15 protein-coding genes are annotated in these 12,383 nt (G+C 41.9%); 12 read left to right on the top strand and 3 right to left on the bottom strand.

What is annotated here, in order from left to right; all coding sequences use genetic code 11:
* The first annotated feature begins 16 nt into the window (after window positions 1-16).
* Genes aroE through ACSLGF_RS09050 form a run of 6 tightly spaced genes read left to right on the top strand, consistent with a single transcriptional unit; the run spans window position 17 to window position 3,389 of the window.
* Complete coding sequence (gene aroE / locus ACSLGF_RS09075; RefSeq protein WP_456004538.1) at window positions 17-859, top strand: shikimate dehydrogenase; 843 nt, start codon at window positions 17-19, stop codon at window positions 857-859.
* The gene (gene yhbY, locus ACSLGF_RS09070) at window positions 853-1,143 is read left to right on the top strand and encodes a ribosome assembly RNA-binding protein YhbY (protein ID WP_008342507.1); all 291 of its coding nucleotides are present in this window, start codon (window positions 853-855) and stop codon (window positions 1,141-1,143) included. The genes aroE and yhbY overlap by 7 nt, the downstream gene beginning before the upstream one ends.
* A gap of 13 nt (window positions 1,144-1,156) precedes the next feature.
* Complete coding sequence (locus ACSLGF_RS09065) at window positions 1,157-1,726, top strand: nicotinate-nucleotide adenylyltransferase (RefSeq protein WP_099726580.1); 570 nt, start codon at window positions 1,157-1,159, stop codon at window positions 1,724-1,726.
* Window positions 1,716-2,279 carry a bis(5'-nucleosyl)-tetraphosphatase (symmetrical) YqeK gene (gene yqeK / locus ACSLGF_RS09060; RefSeq protein ID WP_456004535.1) on the top strand — a complete coding sequence of 188 codons (564 nt, stop codon included), beginning with the start codon at window positions 1,716-1,718 and terminating at the stop codon, window positions 2,277-2,279. Before ACSLGF_RS09065 ends, yqeK begins: the two co-directional genes overlap by 11 nt.
* 13 nt (window positions 2,280-2,292) lie before the next feature.
* Window positions 2,293-2,649, top strand: a complete 357-nt coding sequence (gene rsfS, locus ACSLGF_RS09055; RefSeq protein ID WP_456004532.1) for a ribosome silencing factor — start codon at window positions 2,293-2,295, stop codon at window positions 2,647-2,649.
* Window positions 2,646-3,389 carry a class I SAM-dependent DNA methyltransferase gene (locus ACSLGF_RS09050; RefSeq protein WP_456004530.1) on the top strand — a complete coding sequence of 248 codons (744 nt, stop codon included), beginning with the start codon at window positions 2,646-2,648 and terminating at the stop codon, window positions 3,387-3,389. The genes rsfS and ACSLGF_RS09050 overlap by 4 nt, the downstream gene beginning before the upstream one ends.
* A gap of 48 nt (window positions 3,390-3,437) precedes the next feature.
* Here the strand turns inward: ACSLGF_RS09050 and comER are convergent, their stop codons facing one another.
* The gene (gene comER / locus ACSLGF_RS09045) at window positions 3,438-4,286 is read right to left on the bottom strand and encodes a late competence protein ComER (RefSeq protein WP_456004527.1); all 849 of its coding nucleotides are present in this window, start codon (window positions 4,284-4,286) and stop codon (window positions 3,438-3,440) included.
* Between the two features lie 90 nt (window positions 4,287-4,376).
* Here comER and ACSLGF_RS09040 point away from each other — a divergent pair, with 90 nt between their 5' ends.
* The 3 genes from ACSLGF_RS09040 to ACSLGF_RS09030 all read left to right on the top strand — a co-directional run bounded on the left by ACSLGF_RS09040 (window position 4,377) and on the right by ACSLGF_RS09030 (window position 7,961).
* Window positions 4,377-5,006 (top strand): helix-hairpin-helix domain-containing protein, encoded by a 630-nt coding sequence (locus ACSLGF_RS09040; protein WP_456004525.1) that lies wholly within the window; start codon window positions 4,377-4,379, stop codon window positions 5,004-5,006.
* Between the two features lie 65 nt (window positions 5,007-5,071).
* Entirely contained in the window at window positions 5,072-5,641 is a 570-nt protein-coding gene (locus tag ACSLGF_RS09035) for a ComE operon protein 2 (RefSeq protein WP_456004522.1), read from the top strand.
* On the top strand, window positions 5,634-7,961 hold the full coding sequence (locus tag ACSLGF_RS09030) for a DNA internalization-related competence protein ComEC/Rec2 (protein ID WP_456004758.1): 2,328 nt from the start codon (window positions 5,634-5,636) through the stop codon (window positions 7,959-7,961). Before ACSLGF_RS09035 ends, ACSLGF_RS09030 begins: the two co-directional genes overlap by 8 nt.
* 39 nt (window positions 7,962-8,000) lie before the next feature.
* Here ACSLGF_RS09030 and ACSLGF_RS09025 read toward each other — a convergent pair whose 3' ends face one another.
* Window positions 8,001-8,135, bottom strand: a complete 135-nt coding sequence (locus ACSLGF_RS09025) for a YqzM family protein (protein ID WP_012010638.1) — start codon at window positions 8,133-8,135, stop codon at window positions 8,001-8,003.
* 237 nt (window positions 8,136-8,372) lie between these two features.
* On the opposite strand from ACSLGF_RS09025, the gene holA reads away from it, so the two are divergent.
* Window positions 8,373-9,392 carry a DNA polymerase III subunit delta gene (holA, locus tag ACSLGF_RS09020; RefSeq protein ID WP_456004519.1) on the top strand — a complete coding sequence of 340 codons (1,020 nt, stop codon included), beginning with the start codon at window positions 8,373-8,375 and terminating at the stop codon, window positions 9,390-9,392.
* Between the two features lie 132 nt (window positions 9,393-9,524).
* Here the strand turns inward: holA and rpsT are convergent, their stop codons facing one another.
* Window positions 9,525-9,791, bottom strand: a complete 267-nt coding sequence (gene rpsT / locus ACSLGF_RS09015) for a 30S ribosomal protein S20 (RefSeq protein WP_008342485.1) — start codon at window positions 9,789-9,791, stop codon at window positions 9,525-9,527.
* A 198-nt stretch (window positions 9,792-9,989) separates the two neighbouring features.
* Here rpsT and gpr point away from each other — a divergent pair, with 198 nt between their 5' ends.
* Both gpr and ACSLGF_RS09005 read left to right on the top strand, forming a co-directional pair.
* Window positions 9,990-11,105, top strand: coding sequence for a GPR endopeptidase (gene gpr / locus ACSLGF_RS09010; RefSeq protein WP_456004516.1), 1,116 nt, complete (start codon window positions 9,990-9,992; stop codon window positions 11,103-11,105).
* Window positions 11,106-11,171: 66 nt separating this feature from the next.
* On the top strand, window positions 11,172-12,380 hold the full coding sequence (locus ACSLGF_RS09005; protein ID WP_456004514.1) for a stage II sporulation protein P: 1,209 nt from the start codon (window positions 11,172-11,174) through the stop codon (window positions 12,378-12,380).
* The last annotated feature ends 3 nt before the right edge of the window (window positions 12,381-12,383 follow it).

Here is a 12,383-nt window from a genome sequence, read left to right as displayed (position 1 = left end):
CAAAGGGGGAGAGACCTTGAAACCTTTATACGGATTAATCGGTAACCCTGTTGGCCATTCAATGTCTCCGGATATTCATAATGCAGCATTAAAGGATGCTGGGATTGATGGACATTATCATGGCTTTCAAGTAGAAGATAACGACCTTAAAGATGCGATTAGAGGCATGAAAGCCTTAGGCATCAGCGGCTTTAACGTCACTGTTCCGCACAAGGTAGAGATCATGCAGTACCTTGACAAAATTGATGTGACAGCTGAACGCCTGCGAGCGGTCAATACTGTGCGGCTTGAAAAAGGTCAGCTCGTTGGGTACAACACAGATGGAGAGGGCTTCCTTCATTCATTGCTTGAAGCCTTGGATCAGCCGTTATCAGAGCTGTCATTTCTCATGATTGGTGCTGGCGGAGCGGCAAGAGCAATTTATACGACAATTGCTGAGTATGCACCGAAAGGCTTTGATATCACCAATCGCACCATTGAAAAAGCAGAGGCTTTAATTCAAAGTGCGGATGGAAAAGTGACATCAAATGCAATCGCATTAAATACAGCAGAAGACCAGCTTGGAGATTATGATGTCATCATCCATACAACCTCGATCGGCATGTATCCGAATGTTGAAGAAACCCCGATTTCTTTAACAAACGCAAAAAAAACAGCGGTCGTTTGTGATATTGTGTATAATCCAATAGAAACAAAACTGCTGAGTGAAGCAGCCGGGTTAGGCTTGAAAACAGTAGATGGCGTTGGCATGTTTGTTGGTCAAGCGGCAAGAGCCTTTGAACTGTGGACAGGCATCACGCCTGACGCCAGAAAAATGAAGTCAATTGTGATAGAGAAATTAGGAGGAACACCATGTTAAAAGGTAAGCAAAAACGTTTTTTACGTGCACAAGCACATCATTTATCACCTATTTTTCAAGTTGGAAAAGGCGGGGTAAATGACAATATGGTCAAGCAAATTTCCGAGGCGCTTGAAGCAAGAGAACTTTTAAAAGTCAGCGTATTGCAAAACTGCGACGAGGACAAAACTGAGGTCGCTAAAGCACTTGTAAAGGGTGCAAAAGCTGAACTCGTTCAAACGATCGGAAATGTGATTGTCCTTTATAAAGAATCTAAGGAAAATAAACAAATTAAGCTGCCGTAAAGGTGGATGCGATATGAAAAAAATAGGGTTGTTCGGCGGTACGTTTGATCCCCCGCATATTGGGCATTTGCTGATGGCAAATGAGGTTCGTTTTCAAGTGGGGCTTGATGAAATTTGGTTTATCCCAAATCACAAGCCTCCTCATAAAACAGGCCGAAAACGAGCAGATAGTCATCACCGCGTGAAAATGGTGGAAACAGCGATTCAGTCTAATCCGCATTTTCAGCTGGAGCTCATTGAAATGGAGCGAGAAGGGCCATCTTATACAGTAGATACGGTGGAGCTGTTAAAGAAGCGCCATCCTGAAAATGAGTTCTTTTTTATGATTGGAGCGGACATGGTAGATTATTTGCCAAAATGGCACCGGATTGATGATTTGCTTCAGATGATCACCTTTATTGGGATGAAAAGACGAGGTTATGAAGGAAGCACGACATATCCTCTTTTATTTGCAGATGTTCCAGCTTTTGATGTATCATCGACATTGATTAGGCAGCGAATAAAGCAGGGAGAACCTGTAGATTATTTGATTCCGAAAGCTGTTGAGCGTTATATAAAGGAGCATCATTTATATGAATCGTGAAGAAGCATTGAATTGTGTCAAAGAGCAGTTAACAGAGCATAGATATACACATACACTTGGGGTTATGGATACAGCCATTTCATTAGCGGAACGGTTTGGTGCAGATGTGAGAAAAGCGGAGATCGCCGCTATTTTTCATGATTATGCCAAATTTAGACCAAAGGAAGAGATGGAGGGCATCATTCAAAAAGAACAGATGAACCCTCTATTGCTTGAATATTCGCCCGAGCTTTGGCATGCCCCAGTCGGTGCATATTTGGTCAAAAAGGAAGCCGGAATTGACGACCAAGACATTTTAACAGCGATCGAATTCCATACATCCGGCAGACCAGATATGACGTTACTTGAAAAAGTCATTTATGTCGCTGACTATATAGAACCAGGCCGAAATTTTCCTGGTGTAGAAGAAGTAAGAGAGTTAGCAGAGCATGATTTGGATGGTGCATTGATTCAAGCGTTAAAAAACACAATCATTTTTTTAATGAAAAAGAATCAGCCAGTCTTTCCAGATACACTTGCTACTTACAACTCGCTTGTGCATAAGAACAAATAAGGAGGAATTTTGGATGGATGCATCATCAATTTTAAACATTGCAGCAGGAGCATGCGATGATAAGCGGGCTGAAGATATTATTGCCCTGAATATGCAAGGAGTCTCACTTGTTGCAGATTATTTTCTCATTTGTCACGGGAATTCTGACAAACAAGTGCAGGCCATCGCAAGAGAAGTGAAACATCTTGCAGAGGAAAGTGGAATTGAAGTGAAGAAGATGGAAGGCTTTGATGAAGCAAGATGGGTATTGATTGATCTAGGAGATGTTATTGCTCATGTGTTCCATAAAGAAGAAAGAGGATACTATAACCTAGAGAAGTTATGGGGAGATACGCCGAGAGAAACGCTTTCACTTGGCATTAACTCATGATTTATCAAGGGTTTGCAGGTGTGTATGACGAGCTCATGGCACATGCACCTTATGATGAATGGGTTCAGTGGATACAGCAGTATATCAAGCCAAATGCCGCAATCATCGATGTAGGCTGTGGAACTGGGGAGATTTCTCTTCGGTTAGCTGAAAAAGGTCACGTCGTCACAGGAATTGACCTAAGTGAAGAGATGCTGGCCTTCGCGCAGCAAAAAGCGCAAGCTCACAAGCAGTCCGTTCAATTTTTACATCAAGATATGAGAGAGATTGCTGGCTTTGAACAAGACTTTCAAGCAGCCGTTATCTGCTGTGATTCCCTGAACTACTTAAAAAACGAAAATGACGTCAAAAAAACCTTTAAAAACATGTTTCAGCTTTTAGAGGCAGATGGGGTTTTACTCTTTGATGTTCATACCCCTTATAAAATGGAAGAGGTATTCCCTGGTTCTACTTATGCAGATCAAGATGAAGAGATCAGCTATATTTGGCAGAGCGATAAAGGGGATGACATGTATTCGGTCATTCATGATTTAAGCTTTTTTGTAAAGGACGGAGACGTGTATCAGCGTTATGATGAGACACATGAACAGCGTACATTTCCATTTGAGACATATGCAGCGTTCCTTGAGTCCGCTGGCTTCGAAAATATTGAAGTGACGGCTGATTTTACAAATAAAGCACCTCAGGAATTGGCCGAAAGATATTTTATCTCAGCCAAGAAACCAAAAACCATCGTTTAATGGAACGATGGTTTTTTAAAACCCTTTTTTCGCTTATTGCAAAGATCCTTAATTTCTGCGATCATCAGTAAACACACTTGGCGGGTATTGATGTGCAACCGCTTCAAGATCTTCATCGAACTTTTCATGGGTGTTTTGAAAAAGACGGTGAAACATATCTTGCACACCTGCTTCAAGAGCTTTAATGCCCTCACCAGTGACGCCGCCTTTCACACACACTTTGTCTTGCAGTGTCGGAAGGGTATAGACTCTTTTTTCAATCAAACGGCCAAGTCCTACAAGCATATCTTCTGATAAGGTGGTGGCTTCTTCTTTTGAAATATCGGTTTCTTCGACAGCTGCTTCAATCATTTTCTGAACGAGAAAGCTAATAAAAGCAGGTCCGCAGCTGACAATATCTGAGGCCGCTCTTGTAATCGAATGATGGATCTCAATTGGTGTTGAAATGCGGGAAGCTAACTGTCTTAACGCTGTTTTCGTCGCGACATTGCATGATGAACCGAAAGTTAAAAGTGATGCACCTGATAAAGCGCGGTTTGTGATGCTTGGGATCAGTCTAGCTGTTTGACAAGGAACGATATCCTGAAGCTGTTCAGGATGAACCGGACTTGTGATGATGACAATCGTTTGCTGCTCTGTTAAAAGAGGGCTGAGCTCTTTTAATAGTGGATAAATATCAAGTGGTTTCACACAAACAAAGATGAAATCTTTATCTGTTACAGCCCCTGAAAGCTGTTTCGTTACTTCAAGCTCTGGATGGTTCTTTTTTATATTGAACGCTTTTTCAATGGTCCGGTTTGTGATGGTGATGGATGAGGGATTGACTGCTTTTGATTCAATAAATGCCTCAGTAAGTATGGTACCCATGTTTCCTGTACCGATTAAACCTATATTCAAACGTTCTCCCTCCTTAGACGCATAGGATCTGTTATCTTCTAAACAGTATGTTGAGCAGTGGAAAAATATGATTGAAAGAAGCGTGAGCAAGTGAAGCGACTCATTCCATTGAAAAAGTACAGTCTTTATATCGCTGCGGGAATCATGATCGTGATCACCATCAGTTTCTCCTTTTTAGCAGGAAAAGGGGAAAACAGATCCGAGCCGAGTGTATTGAAGAAAAATAAAGAAAGCCCAGTCACATTGGAAGAAAAACAAGAGAGTGAAGCAAGTGAACCATCATCCATTGTTGTAGAGGTCAAAGGAGCTGTGAGGAAGCCGGGTGTTTATACGTTTCGATCAGAGAGCCGGGTTGAGGAAGCGATTAAAAGAGCAGGAGGCTTTACTAGTAAAGCGGATACGTATGAAATCAATCAGGCGGCAAAATTAGAGGATAGTATGATGATTTATGTCCGGAAGCAGGGAGAAGCGGAGAAGCAGACGCAAACATCAGCAGCTGACATGTCATCGGGGATTGAAAAGAGTCAAGGTGTCAATGTCAATCAAGCCGATGCAGCGGAATTGCAAACGATTAACGGAATCGGACCAGCCAAAGCGGAAGCTATCATTGCCTATAGAGAGGAACATGGAGAATTTGAACAAATTGAAGATTTGCGGAACATTTCAGGTTTTGGAGAGAAGACAGTTGAACGGCTGAAAAGTCAATTGACCGTTAAGTAGAATTGACGTTATAGAAGAAAGGAATGTACACTTAATACCAACCATCATTCTGGAGGGATCAGCTCGTGGAAAGAATTTCATGGAATCAATATTTTATGGCACAAAGCCATTTGCTTGCTTTACGAAGCACCTGTGAGCGGTTAGCTGTTGGGGCGACCATCGTAAGAGACAAGCGCATCATCGCAGGAGGATACAATGGCTCCATTGCCGGTGATGTCCATTGTGCAGATGTAGGATGCTATGTCATTGATCATCACTGTGTACGCACAATCCATGCGGAAATGAACGCCATTTTACAATGTGCCAAATTTGGCGCACCAACGGCGGATGCTGAAATATATGTCACACATTTTCCTTGTTTGCAGTGCTGTAAAGCCATTATTCAAGCGGGCATTCGAACAGTGTATTATGCAAAGGATTATAAAAATCATCCATATGCTGTCGATTTATTCGAGCAGGCCGGCGTTCAAACGGAACAGGTAGAACTAGATGAAATGATCATTGACTTAAAAAATCAAGAAAAATTAGCCTTTGTTGCAGATTTAATCGGCAAGCTAAGTGAATCAGGACTTAGTGAAACAGAAATACGAGACATGCAAGAAAAGGCGAATCAATTATTTACTTCCTATGTTTAACTATTTGCCGTTCGGGGCGATTTCAGCAGCAGTCGGAATTGCCCTGGCCGCATTTCAACTTCATATGTATTTCCTTCTCTTTCTTCTCGTGATATTACTTCTCAGCCTACTGAAAAAAACACCCCAGCTCTTTCTGATGGTTAGCTTGTGCGGAACTGTCTATACACTCATCTTTATGGTTCATCAGTCTCTTGAAACGGATCATGTGGTAAAAGAAAAATCATTTTCTGGTTCAGTTGTGATTGAAAGTATTCCGACGATAGATGGCAATCGTTTTTCAGCGACCGTGTCAGAAAAGAATGATCGGCTCGCGGCTTTTTATACGATTCAAACTGAGCATGAAAAAGAAGTGCTGAAAGATATAGAGCCGGGTATGAGCTGTCACGTGACAGGTGATATTCGATTACCTAAACACGCAACCATTCCTAACGGGTTTCAATACGATCAATTTTTAAAAACAAAAGGAATTGACGCTATTTTCTTACCGCAGTCGATCAAAAGCTGTTCAAAAAAAGACAGCCACTCACATTACCTTGCAGCTATGAGACAAAAGGGCTTGAAATTTTTAGAGGAGCATGTTCCAAAGAGCTCTGCTGGAATTGTACAGGCACTCATTTTTGGAGATCGTGAATTGATTGATCCTGACACGTTAAGAGATTATCAAATGCTCGGTATTATTCATTTACTAGCGATTTCAGGGATGCATGTGCAAACGCTTCTCGCTTGTTTGTTTTGGTGTCTGCTTCGTGCCGGCGTGACAAGAGAGACAGCACGTATTCTTTTATTATGCTTTCTACCGGTTTATGCTTGTTTGACAGGTGCTGCACCATCTGTTTTAAGAGCTTGTCTAATGGCAGGAGTCTATTTAGTGATCACTAGCCTGCCAAAAGAAATGAAACAGCCTTCTGCGACGGTATTAAGCGCGACGTTTTTGCTCTTATTGGCCATTCATCCCCTTTATTTATTTGATATCGGCTTTCAACTTTCATTCGTGGCGACGTTTTTTATTTTGTTATCCACTAGGATCCTATCAAAAGCGAAAAGTGCAGTGACGCAATTATTCCTCATCTCCTTTATTGCACAGCTTGCTTCGCTCCCTATTCTTTTATATCATTTTCAGCAATTTTCTTTGCTGAGCGTCCCTTTGAATATGATTTTTGTCCCTTTTTATACAACGGTTGTCATGCCTCTGTCCTTACTCTTTTTTCTTTTGTCTATTGTTTACCTCCCGCTTGGTCAAACATTGTTTCAGCTGCTTGATTCAGTGATCCAGCTGAGTCATCAGGTGTCAGCCCATATGGCTGTTTATGATGCATTTAACCTGATTTTTATGAAATCTACTTGGTGGCATGTTCTTCTTGAAGGTAGTTCCATTATTTTTTTGTTATTTGTGCTGGAGTGCAAAACTTCCGTGAAGTCTTATACTGTGCCAATACTTTTTCTCATTGGTGTGCTGAGCGTACACTATTTTACTCCAAATTTTCTCCAAAAAGGAGAGGTCACAATGCTCGATGTAGGGCAGGGGGATAGTTTGTTTATTCAGCTGCCTTATCGAAATGGGCACCTATTAGTGGATACAGGAGGCAGACTATCTTTCGAAGAAGAACCGTGGAAAAAAAGACGAAAAGTGTCTACGATTGGTGATCAAACGCTCATACCGTTTCTGCATTCTAAAGGTATAGCGAAACTTGATGTCCTCATCCTTACACATGCGGATCAAGATCACATGGGGGAAGCGGTTCGTTTAATCAAGCGAAATAAAGTGAAGCGGCTGGCCGTGCCAAAAGGCTTTGCCCGAAGTCCAGAGGATGCACAGATTTTAAAAGAAGCAGCTGATAAAGGGATATCTGTTGATGAATTAGAGAGAGGGGATAAGCTTCAGGTTGGAGGGCAAGAATTTGAGGTTCTTCATCCGGCACGAGATCGGGTGACAAGTAAGAATAATGATTCACTTGTGCTTACCTTTACTCTTGGGGGGAAGCGTTTTATATTCACGGGAGACCTTGAACAAGAAGGCGAGCGAGACATCATAGAAGCTTATCCTCATCTGCGGGCGGATGTACTGAAGGTTGGACATCACGGGAGTAAAGGATCAACAAGTGAGGAATGGCTTCAGCATCTGAGACCGTCATATGCATTGATTTCGGCAGGTGAACGAAATCGTTATCAGCATCCTCATCAAGAAGTCTTGAAAAAATTAGATGATTATCAAACGAGGGTGTACCGTACAGATATTGATGGAAGTGTGACCTATGAATTTCTCGAAGCGGCTGGAACGTTTTACTCGCACCCTCCATATGATATCTTACAAAATCAATAAAAAAACTGCCGAAACGGCAGTCATAGAGCATTCATGAAGTTAAGATCCAACGAGGTGTATAATTGTTGCCAAAATAAACATTGAGGCGAAAAATCCGAATGTGACGATAAAACCAACAGCTGAGTCGGTCACATCATTCCGCTTGCTTTGAACATTTTTTTCAAATTCATTCATTTTCATCCCTCCTGGCTAATTTTAGTATACTTGAACTCATTTGGAATTGCTAGAAGGTAAAGTAACCGTTTTCCATTTTCATGATCATTTTATGAATATCGTCTGACAGCGAGCTGACCCGGGAGCTTGCGCCAGACGTTTACTATAAATGAGGAGGCGGCACTTTCAGCTTCCTCTTTACTAATGTCTCAACACACTTTAGGATAGAGGAGGAAGTGAAAGAGAGGGATTCAGCGTATGGTCTTTGAGATATGGAACAATTTAAAAAAAGGGGATATCCATCCCGTTTATTGCTTATATGGAAAAGAAACGTATTTACTGCAAGAAACTGCTGCTAAATTGAGACAAGCTGTGGTTGACGAGGAAACGAAGGATTTTAATTACTCCGTCTTCGATATGGAAGAGGTGCCGCTTGAACAGGCTGTCACGGACGCAGAAACATTTCCGTTTATGGGAGAACGACGTCTCGTTGTGATCAAGAATCCGTATTTTCTCACAGCTGAAAAGAAAAAGGAGAAGATAGAGCATCAGCTTTCCGTGTTAGAAGCTTACTTAGAAAAACCAGCGCCCTATACGATTCTTGTGTTATTAGCGCCATATGAAAAACTGGATGAACGTAAGAAAATCACCAAATTGCTAAAAAAGAAAGCTGCTGTGGTTGAGGCGAAAGAGTTAAATCCTAAAGAAACAACTGATTTTACCATCACGCTGGTTAAAACAGAAGGAAAAGCGATCACGGCCGAAGCGGCTGAACAGCTTGTGATGCTGTGTGGCGGGAGTCTGTCCTCACTTTTTCAAGAGGTTCGGAAGCTAAGTACATATATTGGAGAGCGAAAGGAAATCGAGCTGGCGGATGTCAATCAGCTTGTTGCGCGCAGCTTAGAGCAGAATATTTTCGAATTGATTAACCAAATTGTAAACAGACGCCGTTCTGAAGCCATGCAAATGTTTTATGACCTCTTAAAGCAAAATGAGGAACCCATTAAAATATTGGCGCTCATTTCAAATCAATTTCGGCTGATTTTGCAGACAAAGTACTTTGCTCAGCAGGGTTACGGGCAAAAACAAATTGCGTCAAACCTGAAGGTCCATCCATTCCGTGTCAAACTCGCCATGGACCAGGCAAAACTGTTTTCAGAAGAAGAACTAAAGCAGATCGTCAAAGAGCTCTCAACCATCGATTATGAAATGAAAACGGGTAAAAAGGATAAGCAGCTATTGCTAGAACTATTCCTGCTCCGGTTATTAGGGACATGAACAAAAAAACGACCTTCTAAAAAGAGGGTCGTTTTTGTTTAGATGTATAATTGCCAGTCTGTCCTTATGGCTGAGCCGGTCAGGACGGACGTACAGTTAAACAGGTGCCTCATCACTGAGGCGTTGCAAACATTATGCAGAAAGTCCGTTTACTTGTTTAGCAAGTCTTGATTTGTAACGCGCAGCTGCGTTTTTGTGTACAAGACCAGTTTTAACGGCTTTGTCAATGCGTTTTGCAGCAGAAGAAAGAGCAGCTTTTGCTTGCTCAGCATCATTGTTAGCTACAGAAACTTCAACTTGTTTAATCGCAGTACGCATCGCAGACTTGATTGTTGCGTTGTGTGCACGGCGTTCGTTATTCGTTTTTGTACGTTTGATCGCTGATTTAATATTTGGCATGTGTTTCACCTCCTAAGATACAACCTAAACACAATTGTCTTAAGGTTAAATCTTCACAATAGAACAAGTTGTATTCTATCAAACACACCTTTAGAATGCAATATAAATGTAAAGTATTTTTCATTGATGAACCGCTCGAATGTTTCTTGAAAGAGATGGAAAGACTACTGTTAATTACTTGGTGGAAGGAGACTTTTCATGAAGAAACAGAAACTCGATTTAAGCGCTTATCAAATCCGGACAGACTTGGCCGTTGAAACAAAAGAGATATTAGAACAAGAGAACGATCCTAATGTCGTCAAAAATGATGGCATTCAAGGGATTGTCGAGAAGGAAAAGGAAGAGCACGGGATCCGCATACGCACTGTGGAGATTACGAAAGAAGGAGAAGAGCTGACGGGGAAAAAGACAGGTACATACTTGACGCTTGAGGCGCAGGGCATTCGGGAGAAGGATTCTGAGATGCAAGAAAAAGTAGTCGAAGTCTTCGCACATCATTTTGCTCAGTTTTTAAAAGACCGGGGAATTCAGGCAGATGCGAGCTGTCTTGTAGTGGGACTAGGAAACTGGAATGTCACGCCAGATGCGTTAGGGCCACTCACAGTTGAAAACCTGCTTGTGACCCGTCATCTATTTGAATTGCAGCCGGAAAATGTACAGGAAGGCTATCGCCCAGTGTCCTCTTTATCACCTGGTGTGATGGGACTGACTGGAATTGAAACAAGTGACATTATACAAGGTGTGATCGAACGTTCCAAACCCGATTTTGTGATTGCCATAGATGCACTTGCTGCTCGTGCGGTGGAACGGGTGAATACAACGATTCAAATGTCTGATACAGGCATCCATCCAGGATCTGGTGTAGGGAATAAGCGCAAGGAATTAAGCAAAGAAACCTTGGGTATTCCAGTGATTGCGATTGGCGTCCCGACAGTGGTTGATGCAGTGACGATCGCAAATGACACGATTGATTATGTCTTAAAGCATTTTGGTAGAGAACTGAAAGATGATAGACCCTCCCGCTCTCTTGTGCCGGCTGGTCTGACATTTGGGAAGAAAAAAGTGCTAAACGAAGAAGACTTACCAGATGAAGAAACGCGTCAATCATTCTTAGGAATAGTAGGAACGCTTCCTGATGAAGAGAAAAGACAGCTGATCCATGAAGTGCTTGCGCCGCTAGGACAAAATTTAATGGTGACGCCGAAGGAAGTGGATACATTCATTGATGATATGGCAAACGTACTCGCCAATGGATTAAACACAGCGCTTCATCAAAAAATCTCTCAAGGTAACATGGGTTCTTATAATCATTAATCGGTTCTACTTTCTCTAGCTCGCTCATAGTGTAATTACTAGAAAGCGTGCTGGAGGGAGTAAATCATGAAAAAAAGACCCCGCCGTCCTCGACAGTTGGTCGTTGCGATTAATGGAACCAAAGTAGTGAAAAGTATTTTCTTGTTTATTGCCTCTCTTGTTGTCATGTTTGTCATGTCAGGGGCTTTGACATCTTTAAAACCTGAGCTTAGACCTCAAGCTTCGTTATATGGTGTAGCTGATGAGCTGTCAGGAGCATTCTTTGCCACACTGATGGGAATGGAAAACCAATATTTCGCCTCAACAGTTCCAGAAGATCAAAAAGGGTTCAATTTCTCTGGACTGTCACTCAAGCTTGCGACAAGTATCAATTTAGAAGATCCGCGCAGTTTTCTAGGAAGAGAGCTGCCAGGCTTTGAACATTTTGATACAAAAATCATCTTAGCGGGTGAAGGAACAGACTATACCAACATGCCAATGGAATCGCCGCCGCCAAGTGAAGTCATCAAAGATGAGAAAGAAGCGAATTTAGCTGAGCTGGACAAGCTCGATGAGGATGAGCCGAAAAAGCCTGCTAAAGAGCCGGACCGTTCGACAGGGAAACGAAAAGCCGTGTACATTTATCACACACATAATACGGAATCATATTTACCATTTTTAAAAGGAGAAACGAACCCAAACAATGCACGGCACTCAAAAGTGAACGTCACCCTTGTCGGAGACATGTTTGGAAAAGCGCTCGATCAGCAAGGAATCGGTAATACAGTTGACAAAACTGAAATTGAAAAAAGGCTCCTGCAAAAAGGGTTAAAGTATCCGCAGTCGTATAATGAATCCAGATTGGTCGTGAAAGAAGCCCTTGCTGCAAACGATGACCTCGAATATTTAATTGATATTCACCGTGACTCAAGGAGAAAGAAAGATACCACTGTGGAGATCAAAGGAAAGAAATATGCGAGAATCGCGTTCGTTGTGGGGAAGAAGAATCAAAGCTATGAGAAAAATTTAAAGCTGGCAACGGAGTTCCACCATTTGATGGAGAAAAAATATAAAGGTCTCAGCGTTGGAGTGTTTGCCAAAGGAGAAATTGGCGATAATGGAATCTATAATCAAGATTTATCTGATAAAGCCCTTCTTTTAGAATTTGGCGGAGTGGATAATAATATGGAAGAATTGAAAAATGCATCCAATGCAGCGGCTGATGTGTTCAGTGAAATTTTCTGGGACGCAGAAAAAGTAAATGGTAAAGCAAAGGATGAGAAAAAACGTTCTTAAGGT

Source organism: Bacillus sp. A015 (genome assembly GCF_053851875.1).
The sequence above is the reverse complement of the archived record's forward strand: the minus strand, read 5'-3'. Positions and strand labels throughout refer to the sequence as shown.